Origin of the sequence: Actinokineospora guangxiensis (genome assembly GCF_042657845.1) — a bacterium.
In the GTDB taxonomy this organism is placed as follows: Bacteria; Actinomycetota; Actinomycetes; order Mycobacteriales; family Pseudonocardiaceae; genus Actinokineospora; species Actinokineospora guangxiensis.
The window spans coordinates 477349-497684 of record NZ_JBHSKF010000001.1 but is presented as its reverse complement, the minus strand read 5'-3'; the positions used below and the strand labels follow the sequence as shown (position 1 = coordinate 497684).

Below are 20336 nucleotides of genomic sequence, written 5' to 3'. Positions count from 1 at the left end.
CTCATCTCCGTAAACAGCAGGGGCTGACACTTCTGGGTCGGCCTCGGGCCGGTTGTTGTTACACACCGTGGTCGTGACGCGATGTGCAGGACGAGGGGTCCGTCGGGGTGGAGGTGTTCGGGGTGTACGTGGCTTCGGCCAGGGTGCCTGGTGGTGTTCCGCCATCTGCCCGCAGCAAGGTTCCGACGACTGTCGTCCTGCTCGGGACAGTGAGCCTCCTCACAGACATCTCCTCGGAGATGGTGACCGCCTTCCTGCCCGTCTACGTGATCTTCAATCTGCAGATGTCCTACCTGCAGCTCGGTCTGCTGGACGGCATCTACACCGGGGCGACGGCGGTGCTGCGCCTGGTCGGCGGGCACGTGTCCGACCGGATCGGCCGACCCAAGGCGGTCGCTACCGCCGGTTACGGCCTCTCCGCGGTGACCAAGCTCGCGTTCCCGCTGGTCGGGGCCTCGGCGGGCGGCCTGGGCGGCGTGCTCGCCGCCGACCGCGCGGGCAAGGGCCTGCGCACCGCCCCCCGCGACGCGCTGATCTCGCTGTCCACGCCCGCCGACCAGCTCGGCTCCGCCTTCGGCGTGCACCGCACGATGGACACCATCGGCGCGCTGATCGGCCCTCTGGTGACCTTCGCCCTGCTGACCTGGGTGACCACCAGCCCCGGCCCGATCTTCATGATCAGCTTCTGCTTCGCCCTGCTCGGCCTCATCGTGCTGGCCTTCTTCGTCCGCGAGCAGGCCAAGCCCGCCGAACAGCGCGTCGCGGTGAAGGTCCGCGACGCCCTCGGCCTGCTGAACAACCGCGGCCTGCGCCGCACGGCCATCGCCGCAGGCCTGCTGGGCCTGGCCACCATCTCCGACGCCTTCGTCTTCGTGGTGCTCCAGCAGGTCTCCGGCGTCAGCCCGACCTGGCTGGCCCTGATGCCCGTCGGCACCGCCCTGACCTTCCTCGCCCTGGCCACCCCCCTGGGCAGGCTCGCCGACCGCGTCGGCCGCTGGCGGATCTTCTTCGCCGGGCACGTCGCCCTGCTCGCGGTGTACGCCCTGCTGCTGGGCCCCTTCGGCGGCCTCGCCCTGGTCATCGCCACCGTGGCCCTGCACGGGGTGTTCTACGCGGCCACCGACGGCGTCCTGATGGCCCACGGCGCCACCCTGGTGCCCGAACACCTGCGCGCCAGCGGCCTGTCGATCGTGCAGACCGGCCAAGCCCTGGCCCGCTTCGCCTCGTCGGTGGGCTTCGGCCTGCTGCTCACCGCCCTGCCGTTCGGCACGGCGGTCCTGATCGCCACCGCGGCGCTCGTCGCGGTGCTGGTGGCCGTGGCTCTGGTCATCCGCCCGGAGGTGGGCTGAGTGCTCGACTGGCTGGGACGGCACCGCATCGCCGTCGGGATCGCGTCGATGGTCATCGTGGTGGCGGCGGCCGCGCTGTACGTGGTGAGCACGGTGCGCTCCGAGCGGGCGTCGGCGGCGGCCCCGGGGGCGGCGGTGGAGACGGGCCTGCGGTTCGTGGACAACGGCGGCGGGCGCAACCTGGTGTCCGAACTGGACCCGGCCGGGGCCCGGACGGCGTCGGATCTGGCCTGCCTGCGGGTGTACACGGCCGCGGGGACGACCGTGTGCCTGCGGATGAGCGTGCCGGGGGCCTACGAGGCGGCGGTGTTCACCGGGTCCGAACTGGTGCGAACGGTGCCGCTGCCGGGGACGCCGAGCCGGGCGCGGGTGTCGGCGTCGGGGCGGATCGTGTCGTGGACGGTGTTCGTGACGGGGGACTCGTACCTGGCGCCCGGGGGGTTCTCGACCCGGACGGGCGTGCTGGACCTGGCTTCGGGGAAGCTGGTGGAGTCGCTTGAGGAGTTCCCGACCGTGGTCATCGAGGGGAAGCCGGACAAGCGGGTCAACGAGAACTTCTGGGGGGTCACCGTCGCCGGGGACGACAACAGCTTCTACGCGACGCTGGCGTCCGGGGAGCAGACGTGGCTGGTCGAGGGGGATCTCAGCGCGCAGACGCTGACCACGGTGCGGGAGGACGCGGAGTGCCCGTCGCTGTCGCCGGATGAGACCCGGGTGGCGTACAAGAAGCGGGCCGGGCGGCTGGGCGGGTGGCGGCTGTTCGTGCTGGACCTGGCTTCCGGGGTGGAGACGGAGGTTCCGGGGTCCGACGGGGTGGACGACCAGGCGGCCTGGCTGGATTCGGAGACGCTGGCCTACGCCAAGGTGCCCAGCGGCGGGGTTCCCACCATCTACGAGTCGGCCGCCGACGGGTCCGGGCAACCGCGTGAGCTGGTCAGAGCGGGGTCATCGCCCTCGCCTCGGGCCTGACGCCGGAGCCGTCGCCCAGAAGCGAGCAGGCGCTTGGTCTGCTCGGCCAAACCGAGCAGCAACTCAGGCAGCTCCACGACAACCTCACCGCAGCGCGAGCACTCATTGATCAATACCTCGCCGAAGTCGCGGGCGGAGCGGCGTCACCCCTCACCGGGGTCGCCTCAACGACAGCGGGTCGTCCGACAGCCTCAGCCAGAACGAAGCTCCCCGCGAACAAGCCGACACCATTCGAGCGGGCTTGCCGCCGCAGGTCCCGACGCCCAAACCCGAAGGCAAGAGGACACATGGCGCGTGGCTGGGCGGTGCGGGCGTCGAAGCGCACATCGTCAGTGGCCGCGACGAGGACGCCGCCGGGGGTTGGTGGAGTTTCTGGACACGGGTGACCTCCGGCCCTCGGAAGGGCAATGCCGTCCAGTCGGGTGCGGACCTGCGTGTACTGGTCCGCCTCGTGCATGGAGGTGGCTCCTGCGGTCAGCTCGGCGTACACAGCCGGCGGAACACCGGGAATGGGGCGATCCCACCACCCGGGTGTCGAGCCGGCGGAGAGTTCGCCCAGCACCCGCTCCCGCTCGGCCACGGGTGGCCGCCACGCGGTGAGCAGGGTGGCCACGTCCTCGATCGACACCGTCCGCAGCCCGCGTTCCGTGCGGCTCAGCTTCGAGCCGCGCCCCCACACGGTATGCGGGCACGCGTGAGTTCCCGGGCCGCCCGGCGGTCGGGCTCGGCGGCGATCGCCACTCGGATCGAGGTGTTCGACCCGCCGGCGATCACCCCGCCCCTGCTGACCCGGCGGTACACGCGCGGACTCGCCGGGGCGGTTCGCGTTGTGCGAGGTCGTGCGGGACGACAGAGGGCGGCCGGGGGATGTGAGCGTGATCGGGTGGGGGCCTCAGGTGGGGCTCGCCGATGACTCGGTGGCGGTGGTCGGCTATCCGGACGACAGTGGCCGGGGGATGCGCGGCGAGTTCCGGTCCGCCGAAGTCGCTGTGCGGGTTCTGGGCGGTCAGGACGATGTCCACCTCGTGTGGGTGGACGCCGGAGACTCCGGGGACACAGCGGACTGATCGCTTCGGTCCGAGGAGACACGCCGACAAGACACGGTGCCCCAAGGGAGGAAAGTCCTCCCCCGGGGCCTCGTGCTTCGCCTAGGGCTGCCGGACAGGCTTGCCCTCGGCGTCGGTGTTGCCCGACCACTGGGTGATGCCGGGGCCGTCGACCAGGACTTCGCCCCAGCCGCCGGTGGTGGGGCCGAACTTGTTGCCGGTGACGATCGCGTTGCTCATCGGGATGCCCATGCGCAGGATGTAGCCGCCGCCGGAGAGGTAGTTGCCGACGATCTCCAGGTTGGCCGCCGCGTGGCCGCTGCTCGGCATGATGAAGACGGCGGCGTTCTGGTGGGTGCCGTCGTAGGCCTTGCCGCCGATGCTGATGTCGATGCGGTTGTAGCGGATCTTGAGGTTCGGGCCGCCGTAGGACTGGATGCCGTCGTTGTGGGTGTTGTTCGGGTAGGTGCCGAACACGCGCAAGTCGTGGATGTGGTTCTGCTCGATGACGCTCTCTCCGCTGCCGTTCTGGATGCCGTCGGGGGCGCCCGAGATGTCGTTGCGGATGAGGGTCATCCTGGCGTCGCCGTGGACGACGCCGTTGCCCCACTTGTCGCCGGGGATCTGGGTGTCCTTGTAGGTGATGGTGCTGTCGCGCACGTCGACGTGGCCGCTGTTGGCCATCAGCGGGGACCAGCTGTTGCGGTTGCCCTCGATGACGGAGTTGCGGATGGTCAGCGTGCCGCGGCCGCTGTACTCCACGCCGCCCTTGACGTACACGCCGTCGAGGGTGACGTCGCCGCCGCCGAAGCGCAGGGCGCCGGAGTTCCACTGGGTGCCGGGCGGGGCCGAGCCGGGGCCGTCGATGACCTTCAGCGAGCCCTTGTCACCGCGGAAGCCGACCGAACCGGGCGCGGGGACCGTGCCGGTGCCGGGCTCGCCGGGGGTGGAGGTGGGCTTGGTGGCGGGCGGTCGTGGGGTGACCGTGCCGGTCGCCGAGGTCGGGGCCGTGACCGAGGTCGGCGGGAGGATGCTGGTCGGCGCCGTTGTCGGCGTGGGAGTGCTCGTGGGAGTGCTGGTCGTCACCACCGGGTCGGGCGGGACGGGCAGATCGGGCGCGGGCTTTCCGGCGAGTGGCTTGCACGCCGCAAGCGCCGCGAGCGCGGCAATGGCGGCCAAGGCGCGAGCCGACCTGCTGGCGGATAATTCCGCGGACATGGGTTCCTTCCGGTTGGCAGTCGTTCGCCCCCGAGGCAGGACTGCTTGCCATCCTGCGGGCCCGGCCGTGGCCGAGCCGTCGGCACTCTATGCACAGCTCCACTTAGATCACAACGAGGTCACGGTGACTCCACCTGGAGTATCAGATTGTGGTCGCCCGCTGTAACCCATCTGGCCCAAACGACGCTGGGTAACAATTCACCCCGAACAGCGATCCCAGAGCGGGGGGCTTCACCGGCATCGGCGCGAGACCGCGCGAGGGGCACCACCGAGAACAGGACGGCGAGGATGCACGCTGCCACGCGCACCGAACTGCGCGACCCGGCCCCGCGCGCCAGCGTCCCCTGGTGGCGCACGGCGACGGCGCTGGCCTGCGTGCTCGGCGCGATCCGGGTCGCCGTGGTCGCCCTCGCCCCGTACCAGCAGGCCGTCGGACTCTTCGACGACGACGCCTTTTACTACTTCGGGGTAGCCAGACATATCGCCGAAGGTGCCGGCTCGACGTTCAACGGGATCGACCCGACGAACGGTTATCACCCTCTGTGGCTACTGACACTCGTTCCGGTGTTCTCGCTCGCAGACAGTCACACCGCACTGGTTGCTGTGACCTTAGTCTCATTCGCAGTGCTTATCGGTGCGGCCCGCCAGATCGACCGTATCGGCGCGCTGACCGCACGCCCGGTGCTCACCCTCGCCTGGGCGACCCCGCTGCTGGTCACCGGGACCGCGGGCCCGTCCTTCTTCTTCTCCGGCATGGAGACGGGCCTGCTCCTGCTTGGCCTGCTCTGGCTGGCCGCCACCTGGCTGGCCTCCGACGGCTTCACCGCCCCCTGGTTCGGCCTCTCGTCCGCCCTCACCACCGGCACCCTGATGGCGCTGACCGTGCTGGCCCGGCTCGACGCGGTCTTCCCGATGGCGCTGCTCGGCCTGCTCGCCCTGCTCAGCTGGCGTCGCAAGCGTTTGCCGTGGGTGCGCCGCGGACTCGCGCTCGCCGCCGTGCCCGCCGCGGCGCTGGCGGTGTACCTGCTGGTCAACCTGGCCCTCTTCGACACCGCGCTGCCCGTGTCCGGCCAGGCCAAGGCGATCGGCGGCGGGCTGAACCCCGGCGTCGTCGGCCAGTTCCTGATCTCCCCCGTCGTCTTCGGCGTGCCGACCCTGCTCGGCGTCGGCGCGCTCGTCGTCGTCACCGCGGCCCTGCTGCGCGCCCAGCCCGGCAGGCTCGGTCTGGGCGCCCAGTTCGGCGGCGTCGTGCTCGCCGGCGGCGTCGCCACGGTCGGTTACTACGCGCTCACCTCGTCGTGGCAGCTGTGGCCCTGGTACTTCTCCGCCGCGCCGCTGGCGATCGCCCTCGCCGGGCCCGCGCTGGCCGCGGGCCGCACCGAGCGGCTGCCGCTGCGCGGACTGACGACCCTCGTGCTGGCCGTGCTGACCGTCGCCGCCGCCGGGCTGACCGCGGCGCGGGCCGCGCGCGGCGGGGTGGAGCGCTCGGCGTTCATCGAGCTGGGCCCGGTCGTCGCCCGGCAGATCGACGCCCTGGCCCCGCTCGGCGCGCCGATCGCGATGGGCGACCGCGCGGGCAGCGTCGGCTACCACCTCGACCGGCCGCTGGTGCACCTGGAAGGCCTGGTCAACTCCGCCGACTACCTGCGGGCGCTGCGCACCGGCACCGCGCCGGACTTCCTCGCCGCCCGCGGCGTCGCCCTCTACGCCCGCGGCGACGCCGCCGAGGGCACACCGCTGCCGTCGCGGCCCGGATGCCGGCAGTTCACCGAGCCGCAGCAGGGGGCGGGTACGAAGTTCCCGGTGGTGGTGTGCGACCGCGACCTCGTGCTGACAACCCCCGTGGGCGACGGCACGTCCTACCGCGTGTGGCTCTACCGACCGGCGCTCCCCGGGTGATCGGGAAGCCCGCTCGTACGACCGAACGGCCCAACGGCCGCCCAGGTTGCACTACATGGAGTAACGGTCGCCCCGGTGGCCGCGATTGGTTAGTCAGGCGCCGCTCGTGGGTTGGGGCACGAAATGGACTTCTGGAAGACACTCCTGGTACTGCTGCGTCGCTGGTACGTCGCGGTGCCGGTGTTCGTCATCACCATCGGTGCGGCAGGCGCGGTCTACATGACGACGCCGATGCTGTACCAGTCGACCGGGCTGCTGGTGCTGACCTCGCCGTCGAGCGGGCCCACCAGCGTCAAGGACCGTGAGACCGGGCAGACGAACCCGCTGCTGGCCTTCGACTCCAGCCTGGCGATCTCGGCCTCCATCGTCATCCAGACGATCAACACCCCCGCGGTGATCAAGGAGCTGGGCGCGGACAAGCCCGAGCACACCTTCGAGCTCACCGGCGGCAACGAGGGCGGGCCGTTCATCAGCGTGACCACGGAGAGCGAGTCCGAGCCGGGTTCGCGCGAGCTGGCCGTGCAGGTGCTCGACCGCGTCCGCGCCGAGCTGACCAAGTACCAGGAGGAGCTGGAGGCGGCCCCGACGACCTTCATCGGCGTCAACCAGATCGTCGCCCCCACCGAGCCCGAGCCCCTGCGCGGCAGCAAGCTGCGCGCCGCGGGCGTGGCGCTGGTCCTGGGCTTCGCGGCCAGCCTGGGCACGGTGTTCGGCCTGGAGAGCTACCAGACCCGCAAGCGCAAGCGCACCGGTGACGACGACGAGGACGAGACCACCCCGGAGCCGGTCGAGCCGGTCCGCCCGGCCGCGTCCGCGCCGCCGCGCCACACCGTCGAGCGCACCCAGCGCATCCGGCCGGTGCAGCCGCCCGCCAACGGCAAGCCCGTCCCCGCCAAGTCGCCGCAGTCCACCGGGCTGAAGTCCACCGGTCCGCAGTCCTCCGGGCAGCAGTCCTCGGGTCAGCAGTCCTCGGGGCAGCAGTCCTCGGGGCCCAAGCCCCCGCCGACCGCCGACCGCAAGGCCCCGCCCCAGCACGAGCCCGCGCCGTCCCCCAAGCCCGGCGCGAACCAGGCGGGCGCCTGGCCCGCCGACGACTACCGCGAGCCGCCGACGCGGATGATGCGCCCGGCCGCGCAGCCGACCAAGACCCCGTCCGACGGCTAACCCCATGACCGCCCCCCGCCCGCCGAAGGCGCGAGCCGACGGCGCGACCCTGGCCTGCGTCTACGCGCTGGTGATGACGGTCATCCCGGCGAGCATGGTGATCAAGGGCCTGCCGATGGCGATCACGCCGGGCATGCTGGTCGGGTTCGTCATGGGCGTGGTCTGGCTGTGCGCGCAGCTGGTCACCACCGTCGGCGCGGCCAAGGGCCGCAACGCCGTCCGCACGGCGCTGTTCCTCTTCGCCCTCTCCCAGCTGGCGACCTACGGCGTGGCGACCTACGGCTACCTGCCCGCCGACGAGCTGGCCGCCGCCGACCGCACCCTGATCACGCTGATGGCGGTGTTCTCCGTCGGCCTCTGCGCCGTCGACGGCGTGCGCGGCCTGGACCGCATCGACCGCGTGCTCAAGACGATGGTGGTGGGCGCGACGTTCATGGCGCTGGTCGGCATCCTGCAGTTCTCCTTCGCCATCGACCTGACCGAGTACCTGACGCCGCCGATCCTCAAGCCCAACGGCGACGTGTCGTTCGTGCTGGAGCGCTCGAACTTCCGGCGGCCCGCGGGCACGGCGGGCCACCCCATCGAGTTCGGCGTGGTGTGCGCGATGGCGGTGCCGGTCGCCCTGCACTACGCGATGCGGGCGCGCGACTTCGGCGGCCCGGACAAGCGCTGGTGGCTGTGCCTGGGCATCCTGGCGCTGGCGTCGCTGCAGTCGCTGTCGCGCTCGGCGGTGCTGGCGCTGGCGATCGCGGCGATGTTCATCATCCCGGCGATGGCCCCGAAGCGGCGGGTGCGGGCGCTGGTGGTGATCGTGCTCTTCCTCGGCGCGACCCGCGTCGTCGTCCCCGGCCTGGTCGGGACCCTCTACAGCCTGTTCACCTCCATCGACGTCGACCCGAGCGCGGAGAGCAGGCGGCGCGCGGTGGTGCGGGCGGGCTCGGAGATCGCCGAGCACCTCATCTGGGGCCGCGGCATGGGCACGTACCTGCCGGAGAAGTACGGCTGGCTGGACAACCAGTACCTGGGCACGCTCGTGCAGAACGGCGTCGTGGGGCTGATAGTGCTGATCGTCCTCTACGGCGCGGGCTGGTACTGCTGCCTGCGCGCCCGGATGCTCACCAAGGACCCGAGGGTCAAGGACCTCGCGGTCACCATCGCCGCCTGCATCGCGGTGCCCGGCATCTCCTCGGCGACCTTCGACCTGCTCGGCTTCGCCGTGGCGACCGGGTTCACCTTCCTGCTCGTGGGTCTGGCCGGGGCGCTCTGGCGGACCGTCCAAGCCGACGCCGCCAACCAGGCGGCCCAACCCAGAACCGAGGTGGCCACGTGAGCGGGCTTGCCGGGGAACAGCCGACGCCGGGGACGGGCCCGGCCGACATCGGCGGCAAGGTCGGGCGCGGCGCGGTGTGGAGCCTGCTCAACACCGTCGTGCTGCGCCTGGGCACGCTGGTGGCGGGCATCGCGCTGGCGCGCATCCTCACCCCGGCCGACTATGGCGTGTTCGCCGTCGCCCTGGTGGCCCTGACGCTGCTGCAGGCGTTCAACGAGCTGGGCGTGTCGCTGGCGCTGGTGCGCTGGGAGCGCGACGTGCGCGAGTTCGCGCCCACCGCCATGACCATCGCGGTGGGGTGCAGCTTCGCGCTCTACGCCGTCGTCTTCTTCGCCGCGCCGGTGTACTGCGAGATGATGGGCAGCCCGGACGCCGTCGGCGTGCTGCGCGTGCTGTGCCTGGCCGTGGTGCTCGACGGCATCGCCGTGGTGCCCGCGACGATCCTCAACCGGGAGTTCCTGCAGCGCACCAGGTTCCTCTGCGACGCCTCCGCGTTCGTCGTGGTGACCTCCCTGACGATCACGCTGGCGCTCTCCGGCTTCGGCCCGATGAGCTTCGCGATCGGCCAGGTCTCGGGCAACGTCGTCTCGGTGGTCTGCTACCTGGCGCTGTGCCCGGTGAAGGTGCGCCCCGGCTGGGACCCGGCCACGGCGCGCGAACTGGTGCGGTTCGGCCTGCCGCTGGCCGCGGCCAGTCTGCTGGTGCTGTCGGTGACCAATGTGGACAAGATCGTCATCGGCGCGCACGTCGACGCGGTCGCGCTCGGGCTGTACCTGATGGCGTTCAACCAGTCCAGCCTGCCGCTGCAGGTGTTCTCCGAGGCCGCCCGGCGGGTGTCGCTGGCCGGGTTCGCCCGGCTGGTCGACGACCGGCCGCGGCTGGAGCAGGCGCTGGCCCGCGGCACCGGGCTGCTGGTGGCCGCCGCGCTGCCGGTGTGCGCGCTGCTGGCCTGCTACGCCTTCCCGATGCTGCACGTGGTCTACGGCGAGCAGTGGACGCCCGCCGCCGTCGCGCTCCAGGTCCTCGCGGCGCTGGGCCTGGTGCGCATCCTGCTGTTCATCGGCTACGACCTGCTCGTCGCGCTCGACGGCAACCGGTCGCTGGTGTGGCTGCAGGGCCTGTGGCTGGCGCTCCTGCTGCCCGCGCTGGTCATCGGCGTGCGCGTCGACGGCATTCGCGGGGCGGCGATCGCGCAGGTGGCCGTCGCCGCGCTGGTCGTGCTGCCGGTGTTCGCCTGGGTGATCACCCGGCGCGGGCTGAGCCTGCGCCCGGCGGTGCTGGCCTGCGCCCGCCCGGTGCTCGGCGGCGCGCTGATCGTGCTGTCCTCCTTCGCCGTGCACGCGGTGTTCGACTCGCCGCTGGCGACGCTGCTCGTCGGCGGGCTCGTCGCCGCGGCCCTCTACCTGCCCGTCGTGTACCCGATGCGCGCCCTGCTCCCCGGCCGGGCCAAGGAAGGAGCCCCAGCATGACCACTCCGAGCGTCGAGCGGTCGGGGGTGTCGGCGCTGGCGCGCAAGGCCCTGCGCGAGCGGTTCGGGCTGTGGCCGATGCACGAGGCCAAGTCCAAGCTGGTGCTCGGCAGGCACGCCGCCGCGCTGCGCCGCTTCGAGGACGCCGAGGTCGCCCGGCTGCGCAGGCCGCTGCCGCCTGCGCTGGTCGCGACCGTGATGCCGACCTACAAGCGGCCCCGGCTGCTGGTGGCGGCGGTGGAGTCGGCGCTGGCCCAGACCGTCACCGACCAGCGGGTGATCGTCGTGGACGACGGCGCGGGCCTGCCCGAGCTGCCCGACGACCCGCGCCTGAGCGCCGTGAGCCTCTCCCGCAACAGCGCCGTCCTCGGCCTGGTCCGCAACGTCGGCATGCGCCTGACCGACTCCCAGTACGTCGCCTTCCTGGACGACGACAACACCTGGCGCCCCGACCACCTGGAGAACGCCCTCACCGCCCTGCGCTCGGGCGCCGACCTGGTCTACTCGGCCGTGGAGCGCCGCCGCGCCGACGGCACCGTCCTCGACGTGCTCAGCGAACCCTTCGACCGCAAGACCTTCGCCGACGCCGACCCCTACGTCGACGCCAACAGCATCGTCCTGCGCCGCGACCCGACCGTGCTGTTCAGCCGCCTGCCCAGGACGAAGACCACCTTCCCCAAGGAGGACTGGGAGTTCGTCTGGCGCGCCGCCAGAACCCGCGTCGTCCACCACACCCCCGAACCGACCGTCCGCTACCTGGTCAACCCGGAGAGCTACTACACCGACTGGTCCTGACGCGGGAACGGCGGCGCGCACCAGGGCGCGGGTGGGAGGACGTCGGGGTGACACCAGATCAGGGCACCCACCCCGCCGCCGCACCCACCCGCGGAGCCGAGCCCGACCACCGGCAACCGACCACCGGCAACCGACCACCGGCAACCGGCAACCGGCAACCGAGGGCCCCCTAAACCCCCGTCCTCGCCCACCGAGCCGCACGGTAGTGCTGCCGAACCCGCCGAGCAGGCGCCGTCAACACCAACGGAGCAAGCGCCCGAGCCCGCCGCACCCCCAGCCTCTGCCGCAACCGCAACGTCTTCCACTCCGGAAGCAGCTCAGCCGCCGGATAAGTCGACCGAGCGAACTCGATCAACTCGTCAATCGGATCAGACGCCGAGTTCCCCTTGTCATACGACCGGCCCGCCCGCCGCAACGCGTCAGCGGCCAACACCCGCCGAACCCGCCGATCAAGATCGTCACGATCCGCGAGGATCCCCTCAGCCCGCTGAACAGTGGAACTGAACGCAGCCAGCCGCTGCTCCAGATCAGCGACCTGAACCGCGTAGTAGGCGCGAGACATGCTAGCCGCGTGCACCCGGTAGTAGGCCTGATCAACACCCTTCAGATAACCCACATCCGCATGCAGCGCGAACCGCATCCACATCTCGATGTCACCGGTGTGCTTCAGCGCGGGATCGTATCCGCCGAGCTTCCGCTGCAACTCGGTCCGCACAACCACCTCGGGAGAGGTGATGCACCCCTCACCGAGGGCGAACCGCCGACGCAGCCAGTCGAATCCGTTGTAGACAGTCCACCCGCGGTCAGCGGTACGCGCCGCGGGCAGCGGATCGGACCCATCCCAGTGCAGAGGCCTGCCGTAGACGAACCCCACCTCGGGATGGGCGTCCATCAGTCGAGCCGCCCGGCCGAGAGCACCCGGCGTGAGGGCGTCGTCGGCGGAGAGCAGGGCGCAGTAGTCCGCCTCGGCCCACTCCAGCAGGCCCTCGTTGTAGGTGGCGATGTGGCCGCGGTTCTCCGGGTGCTCCCACACCGTCACCCGGCTGTCCGCCTCGGCCAGCGCCCGTGCCGCGTCGGCGCTGCCGTCGCCGGACGCGTCGTCGATGACCAGGACCCGGACGTCAACCCCGGGCTGGTCGAGGACGCTGCGCACGGCGGTCGGCAGCACCGACCCGTACTTGTAGCACGGGATGACCACGTCGACGCTGGCCACGAGCACTCCCCCTCGGCGCGAACCGCTAGTTCTCGAAGATGGCGTCGACCCAGTAGTTCGATCCGTTACCGGAACCGGCCGGGAACACACCTCCGCCGCCGTACTGGTAGACGCCGTTGGGCGCCGTCCCGGTCGCGGGAGCGGTCAGCGGACCGTTGACGCGGTCCTCGGTGAAGTACCCGGTCGTGTACCCGTAGCGGCCCGCGGAGGTCCAGAACGACACCACGTAGGCCTGGCCCGCGGTCACCGCGATCGGCGAGCTGAACGTGGCCGTCTGCCAGCCCGACGCCGTCTCCCCGGTGAAGTCGACCGTGCCGAGCAGCGCGCCCGCCGCCGACCAGACGCGGCCGGTGTGGGTGCCCGGGTCGCCCGCCGCCTTGTAGAAGCGCACGCCGGTGACGGTGCCGTCGGTGGCCGGGATGAACCGCATGCCCAGCTCGACCGGGGAGTCGACCGCGAAGTTCGCGGGCGTGTCCGTCGGGCGGAACAGCTGGCACGGGCACGCCCCGACCGACGCGGTGGTGAACGAGAAGGTGTGCGCGGCGGGCATCTGGTTGCCCATCGGGTCACTGGCGCGCGCCGACGCGGTGAGCGTGGCGTTGCCGGGCAGGGCGCTGGTGGAGACGAACGTGGCGCTCTTGTTGTCCGAGGACATCTGCACCGTGCCGGGGATCGTGCTGGCGCCCTGCTTGACCGTGAACTGCAGGGTGGCCGGGTTGACCGCCTCGGAGAAGGCCACCGTCACGCCGGTCCCGGTGGGCACCCCGGTCGCGCCCGAGGCGGGCGTGGTGGAGGTGACCGTCGGCGCGGTGGTGTCCGCGCCCTCGGTGGCGACGACGACGTCGACCCAGTAGTTGTTGTGGTTGAACGTGCTCGACGGGAAACCGCCGCCGTAGACGTACACGCCCTGCCCGCCCGCCGCGGGCGAGGACGGCGCGGTGAGCACACCGCGGCCGGCGCCCTGGGTGGCGAAGTAGCCGGTGTCGACCGAGTAGCGGCCGTTCGGCGCGCGGTAGGAGGCCACGTAGGTCTGTCCCGCGCTGATCTGCACCGGCTCGGCGAAGGTCAGCGTCTGCCAGCCCGTCTCGGTCTCGTTGGTGAACGTGCCGTGCGCGATCCGCTGCCCGGCCGAGGTCCACACCGAGCCGGTGTGGGTGCCGGTGTTGGCGAAGGACTTGTAGAAGCGCACCCCGGTCACCGTGGCGTTGGCGGCGACCGTGAACTTCACGCCCAGCTCCACGTCGCCGCTGTCGTTGGCGTCCACCGTCGCCGGTGTTCGCTGGCCGAACAGGGTGCACGGGCACGGCGCGAGGTTGGTGCCGGTGGTGAACGTCCATGTCCTGGGCTGCGCGAGCGCGTTGCCGAAGCCGTCGGTGGCGTTGAGCGTCACCGAGTGCTGGGTGGTGGTGGCCAGCAGGTCGGTCGGGCTGAAGAGCACCTTCTTGCCGTCGACGCTGACCGTGCCCGCGACCGGGCTGCCGCCCGCCTGCACGGTGAACTGCACACTGCCGGGGTCGACGTCCTCGTTGAAGGTCGCCGTGATGGCGGTGTCCAGATAGGCGCCGGTCGAGTTCGCGGCGGGACTCACCGAGTCGACCACCGGGCGGGTGTTGTCCGCGGTGTCGGTGGTGATGGTGACGTCGACCCAGTAGTTGCCGCCGTTGAAGGAGCTGTCCGGGAAGCCCTGGCCGTAGCGGAACACGCCGTTGCCGCCCGCGACCGAGCTGGACTTGGGGGCCGTCAGCGGCACGATGCCCGCGCCCTTGTCGTTGAAGAAGCCCGGGTTGACCGAGTAGCGGCCGTTCGGCGCGTGGTAGGAGACCACGTACGCCGTGCCGGAGCGGATCTGCACGGGCTGGGGGAAGGTCAGCGTCTGCCAGCCGGAGGCGGTCTCGTTGGTGAAGTTCCCGGTCGCCAGCACCTGGCCGCCCGGCGACCACAGGGTGCCCTTGTGCGTGCCGGTGTTGGCGGCGGCCTTGTAGAACCGCATGCCGGTCACCGTCGCGTTGACCGACGTCGTGAACTTGGTGCCGACCTCGATCGCGGCGTTGTCGCCGCCGTCGACGGTCGACGGGGTGGCGTTGCCGAAGATGCTGCACGGGCACTGCTGCGCGCCGACGGTCAGGTTGATCGTGACCGTGTTGCCCATGGTGGCGCCGTCGTCGGAGGCGCGGACGCGGATCTGCGCCGGTCCCAGCGTCGTCGGTGTCCACGGGAAGTTCCAGGACTCCAGGCCGTTGGCGCGCCGCCAGCTCGTCCCGCCGTCGATGGAGATCTCCACGCCCGCGACCACGCCGCCGCCGACGTCGGCCGCCGTGCCGCTGATGGTGATGGGCGTGCCCGCGGGCACCGTCTGGCCGTTGGACAGGCCGTTGACCGTGACGTTCGGGCCCACCGTGTCGGTGCTCTTGGTCGCCAGGACCAGGCCCGCCATCAGCGTGCGCGGCTGCGCGCCCATGTCGGCGAGCATGTTGACCGTGGCCTGCTGCATCGCCGGGCTCGTCGGCGCGGTCGGCGGGGCGCCGTAGGGGAAGGTGTGGTCGTCGTCGAGGCCCCACGCCCACTGCACGGTGGCCGCGTTGAACACCAGCGCCTTGCTCTCCGGGTCGCGGTACAGCGTGATGTTGTGGGTGGCCGGGCCGCCGCCGTAGATGTGGCCGTGGTCGAGCAGCAGCTGGCCGTCGTCCACGGTGACGGTGGTGTCGGACAGGCGGATCGAGCCCGCGGGGCGGTAGCCGTTGTCCGGGTCGGTGTCCCACTCGTAGCCCAGCGTGCCCGCCGGGAACGTCGTGGTGGTGTTCGAGGTCGCCACCGAGGTGTTGCGCCAGAAGCGGTTGCGCTTGAACGACGCCGGGACCTGCAGCGCGTCGGCGCGGTAGCCGTTGACCATGAACAGCGCGCCGATGAGCTGGTTCTCCGGGCGACCGCCGTCCGAGGGCGGCGAGGAGCGCGGGTCGCGCCAGGTGCCGGTCCACTCCGGGTGCGGGTCGATCTTGGCCCCGCCGGGCGCCTTGGTCTCCTTGTAGCAGGCCATGGTGCGGTAGGCGGTGTTGGAGCCGTCGATGGAGTTCTCGAAGCGGGTCTTCCAGAACCAGGTGTTGCCCGAAGAGAAGAACAGGCTGGTGCCCGCGTCGCGCGCGGCCTCCACGCCGGTCCACTGCGCGGCGTTGGAGTACTCGTCGTGGCCGCTGGACAGGTACACCTTGTGGTTCTTGATCAGGTTCGGGTTCCTGGTGGCGTCGACACCGGAGATGTAGCTCACGTCGTAGCCGTTGCGCTCCAGGAAGCGCACCATCGGGTACTCGGCGTTGAGGTAGTTCGACGTGCCCGCGTTGCGGTAGGGGCGGTTGTAGCTGACCTTGAACGAGCGCCCGTCCGGCGAACCGGAGAAGCCGCCCTCGTACAGGTTGTAGTTGTTGACCCCCGGCCGGTCGCCGTAGGTGTTGTACGCCTGCCAGGTCTGGTCGGAGGTCTGCACGACGATGTCGGAGGTCGAGGAGTCGTTGCGCACGACGAACGGGTACTGGCTGGCGCCGGAGCCGTCGTTGCGGATGAAGTTGGCGACGTAGAAGCCCGAGACCGCCGTCGACGGCACGAACCAGCTCGCCGAGACCGACCAGTTGCCGCAGTCCACCAGGCCGGTGGTGCTCTGGTAGGAGCAGAAGGGCTGGCTCTGCGGCAGCGGCACCGACGGGGCCAGCGTCGCCTGCAGGCGACCGCCGTGGCCCTGGTACCAGCCGAGCCGCACGATGTCGATCTCGTAGTCGGTGCTCGGCGTCTTGATCTTGAAGTCGAGCCGCTGCCCCGGCTGGACGCTGGCCGCGGTCGCGAAGCCCTCGATGTCGCCGTAGTGCGACTCGATGAACCAGCTGTCCCTCGGGGTGCCGGCCTTCGAGTTCTCGCACACGACGGGGTTCGTCGGCGCGTCGCACGGACCCGCCGCGGCCGGTGGGGCGATGAGCACCGGGAGGCCCACCGCGACAAGCACACCCGAGAGGGCGATCCGAATCGCCCTAGCCCGACCAGTCGCCCGGTCCATACGAGCCTCCACGGCTAGTTACCGCTTGTAATCAGCTGCGGACGGCGGAGAACAGGCCGTCACCGCGCCTCGACTAGACATCGTCGGTACATCTCATCCCGTTACCCCCATTGGGGGAAGGGAACTTGGTCCCGGTCCGCGGAATGTCTGACCTGTCGCCATCTGACCGGCTGTCCCGCTGTCAGTCGATGACGTTGAGTAGCCACACTGCCGCTGAGCTGCGGATTCCCGGTGAGTCCTAACCGGACCAACCGTTGGTGAACACCATGTTGCGCGCGCGGCCGGTCACGACCGGACCGCCTCGGCCAGCGCGGTGACCACGCGCTCCTGCTGCTCGGCGGTGATCTCCGGGAACAGCGGCAGCGACAGGATCTCCCCGGCCAGCAGCTCGCTCACCGGAAACGCCCCGGCGCGGTGGCCAAGCCCGGCGAAGGCGCCGGTCAGGTGCACCGGCGTCGGGTAGTGGATGCCCGCGCCGATCCCGGCGGCGTGCAGTTTGCCGAGCACGGTGTCGCGGTCGCGCACGCGCACGACGTACAGGTGCCACACCGGCACGTTGCCCTCGGCCACGACCGGGGTGATCACACCAGGCACATCGGACAGCAGCGAGGTGTAGCGCTCGGCGGCGACGCGGCGCGCGGCGTTCCAGCCGTCGAGGCGGCGCAGCTTCGCCGAGAGCACCACGGCCTGCAGCGTGTCCAGCCTGCTGTTGAAGCCCAGCACCGGGTGTTCGTACTTGCGCGGCGAGCCGTGCGCGCCCAGCAGCCGCACCCGATCGGCGAGGTCGGCGCGCGCGGTGGTGACCGCGCCCGCGTCCCCGTAGGCGCCCAGGTTCTTGCCGGGGTAGAAGCTCGTGGCGGCCACGTCGCCCAGCGAGCCGCACACCGCACCGTGGCGGGTGGCGCCCTGGGACTGGGCGGCGTCCTCGACCACGGCGACGTTCGCGGGCAGCAGGGCGCGCAGCTTCTCGATCGGCGCGGCCTGGCCGTAGAGGTCGACCGGCAGCACCGCGCGGGTGCGGGTGGTGACCGCGGCGGCGGCGGCTTCCGGGTCGATCAGCGCGGTGTCGAGGTCGCAGTCGACCAGCACCGGGGTGGCCCCGGTGCGGGCGACGGCCTCGGCGGTGGCGATGAAGGTGTTGGCGGGCAGCACGCACTCGTCGCCCGCGCCGACGCCGAGCGCGCGCAGCGCCAGCTCCAGCGCGTCGGTGCCGTTGCCCACGCCCACGCAGTGGTCCACGCCCGCGTACGCGGCGTAGGCGGCCTCGAACTCGGCGACCTGCGGCCCGCCGACGAAGGCGGTGCGCGCGAGCACCTGCTGCCAGCCTTCGGCGACCTCGTCGGCGACGGCGGCGTGCTGGGCGGCCAGGTCGACCAGCGGGATGTGGTCGGTCATGTGCTTCTCCTCAAGCGTGCGGCGGGCACACCCGCCCAGGTTTCCCCCGCGGGCACGTCGGTGAGCACCACGGCGCCCATCCCGATGACCGCTTCTTGTCCGATGTGGACGCCCTGGCGCACCAGCGCGCCCGCGCCCAGGTAGGCCGACTCGCCGACGCGCACGCCCCCGGCGAGCGCGACGCGCCCGGCCAGGATCACGCAGTCGCCGACGGCGTCGTCGTGGGTCAGCAGCACGTGCGGCATGGCCACCACGTGCGCGCCGACGCGCTGCGGCGCGGTCACGACCACGCCCGCCAGGACGATCGACCCCTCGCCCAGCTCGACGCCCGCGGCCACCGAGGCGGCCGGGTGCACCAGGGTGGCGTAGCGCTCGCGCGCCAGCCCGAGCCGGGCCACCACCTTCGCCCGCGCGGTCGGCCGCACCGGGCTGGCCACGCACACCAGCACGCCCGCGTCGGGGTGCTCGTGCACCAGCTCCGAGCCGCCGAGCACGCGGACGCCGTCGACGACCTCGCCGTGGCGGGCCGGGTCGTCGTCCAGGAAGCCGAGCACCGGGGCGCCCGCGGCGCGCGCGGCGGCCAGCGCCTCCCGCGCCAGGCCGCCCGCGCCGACCAGGAGCAGACCGCTCACCGGGTCAGCTCCCGGTGCCAGACCTCCAGCGACAGCAGCGTCCACAGCCGGGGCTGCTCGTTGCGGTCCCCGGAGTTGTGCGCGTCGATGAGCCCGCGCACCGCGCCCGCGTCGAGCACGTCGGCGACGAACGACGACGGCCCGGTGAGCAGGTCGGCGGCCATGTCCCGCAGCCCGCCGCGGAACCAGGCGTCCAGCGGCACCTTGAACCCGGACTTGGGCCGGTCCACGATCTCGCCGGGCAGGTACTTCCTGGCGACCTCCTTGACCACCCACTTGGTCACCCCGCCGCGCACCTTCACCGCCGAGGGCAGCGAGAACGCCAGCTCCACGAGCCGGTGGTCGAGGAACGGCGGGCGCAGCTCCAGCGAGGCGGCCATCGACATCCGGTCGCCGCGCTCCAGCAGGTTGTCGGCCAGCCAGGCGTGCGAGTCGGCGTAGAGCATGCGGCGCAGCGCGTCGCCGCGCCCGCGGCGGTAGGCATCCGGCGCCTGCCTGCTCGCCGGGCCGCCGAGCAGCGCCTCGCGCTCGGCGGTGGTGAACGGCGCGAACCAGCCGCGCATGCGCTCGGCGGCCGACGGCTCGGCCAGCGCCCGCACCGCCACCCCCAGGCGCGCCTGGGACGCGGGCAGCGCCCGCTCCAGCCTCGGCAGCGCGAACCCGCGGCCCGGGGCCAGCCCGGCCCAGCGGGTCATGCCCGCGTAGCGGTATTTGGGGTAGCCGCCGAAGAGCTCGTCGCTGCCCTCGCCGGACAGCACGACCTTCACGTCGCGGCGGGCCAGCTCGGCCAGCCGGTGCACGGCGACGTCGGCGGGCTCGGACAGCGGCGCGTCGCGGTGCCAGCTCAGCCTCGCCCACGAGTCGCGGAAGTCCTCGGCGGTGACGGTGACCTCGTGGTGCTCGCTGCCCACGATCCCGGCGACCTTGCGCGCCCAGGCGACCTCGTCCACCCGCTCGTCGCCGAACCCGGCGCTGAAGGTGTGCAGGCCCTCGCCCTGGCGCGCCTTGGCGATCAGCGCGGTGATCAGGCTGGAGTCGATGCCGCCGGAGAGGTAGGCGCCCACCGGGACGTCGGCGACCAGCGCGTCGGCGATGGAGTCGTCCAGCGCCGAGGCCACCAGCCGCACGGCCTGCTCCGGGGTCACCGCGCGGGTGCCGGAGACCGGCAGCGCCCAGTACTGGCGCAGCCGCACCTGCCCGTCGCGGCCCAGCGTGAGCCGGTGGCCCTGCGGCACCTTGCGCACGCCCTCGATGAGCGTGTGCGGGGCCGGGACCGAGCGGTGCGCGAGGTAGTCGTGCAGGCTCTCCAGGTCCACCGACGGCCTGCCGATGAGCGGGAACAGCGCCTTGATCTCCGAGGCGAAGGCGAAGACCTTGTCGTCGCTGTAGTAGTAGAGCGGCAGGATGCCCAGCCGGTCGCGGACCAGGTGCAGCTCCTGGGAGCGGTCGTCGAAGACCGCGTAGGCGAACTGGCCGCGCAGCTTGCGCACCCCGTCGACGCCGTCGCGCAGGTACACCGCCAGCAGCGTCTCGGTGTCCCCCGACGTCGTGAACGGGTAGTCCAGCCCCGAGCGCAGCTCGCGGTAGTTCAGGATCTCCCCGTTGAACGCCAAGTGGACCCCGCCGCCGGACATCGGCTGCCGCGACGCGCCCAGGTCGATGATCGACAGCCGGGTGTGGGCGAAGCCCACCGGCCCGTCCGACCAGGTGCCCGCGTCGTCGGGGCCGCGGTGGTGCAGCGCCTTGGCCATCTCGGCGAGCACGCCGGGGTCGGCGGGCGCGCCGTCGAGCCGCCGGTACCCGGCGATACCGCACATGG

The 20336-nt window shown here is 71.9% G+C and carries 13 protein-coding genes; 7 read left to right on the top strand and 6 right to left on the bottom strand.

What is annotated here, in order from left to right:
- Nucleotides 1–122: 122 nt before the first annotated feature.
- Together ACFPM7_RS02255 and ACFPM7_RS02250 are read left to right on the top strand one after the other, a co-directional pair.
- Nucleotides 123–1349: an MFS transporter gene (locus tag ACFPM7_RS02255; protein ID WP_378243187.1), complete on the top strand. Its 1227-nt coding sequence runs from the start codon at nucleotides 123–125 to the stop codon at nucleotides 1347–1349.
- Nucleotides 1350–2318, top strand: a complete 969-nt coding sequence (locus tag ACFPM7_RS02250) for a TolB family protein (RefSeq protein ID WP_378243185.1) — start codon at nucleotides 1350–1352, stop codon at nucleotides 2316–2318. It begins immediately after the preceding gene.
- Nucleotides 2319–3466: 1148 nt separating this feature from the next.
- Here the strand turns inward: ACFPM7_RS02250 and ACFPM7_RS02245 are convergent.
- Entirely contained in the window at nucleotides 3467–4543 is a 1077-nt protein-coding gene (locus ACFPM7_RS02245) for a right-handed parallel beta-helix repeat-containing protein (RefSeq protein ID WP_378243183.1), read from the bottom strand.
- Between the two features lie 663 nt (nucleotides 4544–5206).
- Between ACFPM7_RS02245 and ACFPM7_RS02240 the strand changes: the two genes are divergently transcribed.
- The 5 genes from ACFPM7_RS02240 (at nucleotide 5207) to ACFPM7_RS02220 (ending at nucleotide 11238) form a co-directional block, all read left to right on the top strand.
- Nucleotides 5207–6481, top strand: coding sequence for a hypothetical protein (locus ACFPM7_RS02240; RefSeq protein ID WP_378243181.1), 1275 nt, complete (start codon nucleotides 5207–5209; stop codon nucleotides 6479–6481).
- Nucleotides 6482–6604: 123 nt separating this feature from the next.
- Complete coding sequence (locus ACFPM7_RS02235; protein WP_378243179.1) at nucleotides 6605–7645, top strand: YveK family protein; 1041 nt, start codon at nucleotides 6605–6607, stop codon at nucleotides 7643–7645.
- A 4-nt stretch (nucleotides 7646–7649) separates the two neighbouring features.
- The gene (locus tag ACFPM7_RS02230) at nucleotides 7650–8975 is read left to right on the top strand and encodes an O-antigen ligase family protein (RefSeq protein ID WP_378243177.1); all 1326 of its coding nucleotides are present in this window, start codon (nucleotides 7650–7652) and stop codon (nucleotides 8973–8975) included.
- The gene (locus tag ACFPM7_RS02225) at nucleotides 8972–10444 is read left to right on the top strand and encodes an oligosaccharide flippase family protein (RefSeq protein ID WP_378243175.1); all 1473 of its coding nucleotides are present in this window, start codon (nucleotides 8972–8974) and stop codon (nucleotides 10442–10444) included. The genes ACFPM7_RS02230 and ACFPM7_RS02225 overlap by 4 nt, the downstream gene beginning before the upstream one ends.
- Nucleotides 10441–11238, top strand: a complete 798-nt coding sequence (locus ACFPM7_RS02220; RefSeq protein WP_378243173.1) for a glycosyltransferase family 2 protein — start codon at nucleotides 10441–10443, stop codon at nucleotides 11236–11238. Before ACFPM7_RS02225 ends, ACFPM7_RS02220 begins: the two co-directional genes overlap by 4 nt.
- Nucleotides 11239–11407: 169 nt before the next feature.
- On the opposite strand, the gene ACFPM7_RS02215 is transcribed toward ACFPM7_RS02220, so the two are convergent.
- The 5 genes from ACFPM7_RS02215 to asnB all read right to left on the bottom strand — a co-directional run bounded on the left by ACFPM7_RS02215 (nucleotide 11408) and on the right by asnB (nucleotide 20334).
- Nucleotides 11408–12451 (bottom strand): glycosyltransferase family 2 protein, encoded by a 1044-nt coding sequence (locus ACFPM7_RS02215; RefSeq protein ID WP_378243171.1) that lies wholly within the window; start codon nucleotides 12449–12451, stop codon nucleotides 11408–11410.
- Between the two features lie 25 nt (nucleotides 12452–12476).
- Nucleotides 12477–16439: a DUF4082 domain-containing protein gene (locus tag ACFPM7_RS02210; protein WP_378243169.1), complete on the bottom strand. Its 3963-nt coding sequence runs from the start codon at nucleotides 16437–16439 to the stop codon at nucleotides 12477–12479.
- Nucleotides 16440–16775: 336 nt separating this feature from the next.
- Nucleotides 16776–17885 carry a DegT/DnrJ/EryC1/StrS family aminotransferase gene (locus ACFPM7_RS02205; RefSeq protein WP_378243167.1) on the bottom strand — a complete coding sequence of 370 codons (1110 nt, stop codon included), beginning with the start codon at nucleotides 17883–17885 and terminating at the stop codon, nucleotides 16776–16778.
- Nucleotides 17882–18517: a NeuD/PglB/VioB family sugar acetyltransferase gene (locus ACFPM7_RS02200; RefSeq protein ID WP_378243165.1), complete on the bottom strand. Its 636-nt coding sequence runs from the start codon at nucleotides 18515–18517 to the stop codon at nucleotides 17882–17884. The genes ACFPM7_RS02205 and ACFPM7_RS02200 overlap by 4 nt, the downstream gene beginning before the upstream one ends.
- Nucleotides 18514–20334 (bottom strand): asparagine synthase (glutamine-hydrolyzing), encoded by a 1821-nt coding sequence (asnB, locus tag ACFPM7_RS02195; protein ID WP_378243163.1) that lies wholly within the window; start codon nucleotides 20332–20334, stop codon nucleotides 18514–18516. Before asnB ends, ACFPM7_RS02200 begins: the two co-directional genes overlap by 4 nt.
- Nucleotides 20335–20336: the final 2 nt, after the last annotated feature.

Coding starts and splice junctions, on each gene's coding strand:
- ACFPM7_RS02235 (WP_378243179.1), top strand. CDS start 6,605: ATGGACTTCTGGAAGACACTCCTGGTACTGCTGCGTCGCTGGTACGTC.
- ACFPM7_RS02230 (WP_378243177.1), top strand. CDS start 7,650: ATGACCGCCCCCCGCCCGCCGAAGGCGCGAGCCGACGGCGCGACCCTG.
- ACFPM7_RS02220 (WP_378243173.1), top strand. CDS start 10,441: ATGACCACTCCGAGCGTCGAGCGGTCGGGGGTGTCGGCGCTGGCGCGC.
- ACFPM7_RS02205 (WP_378243167.1), bottom strand. CDS start 17,885: ATGACCGACCACATCCCGCTGGTCGACCTGGCCGCCCAGCACGCCGCC.
- asnB (WP_378243163.1), bottom strand. CDS start 20,334: ATGTGCGGTATCGCCGGGTACCGGCGGCTCGACGGCGCGCCCGCCGAC.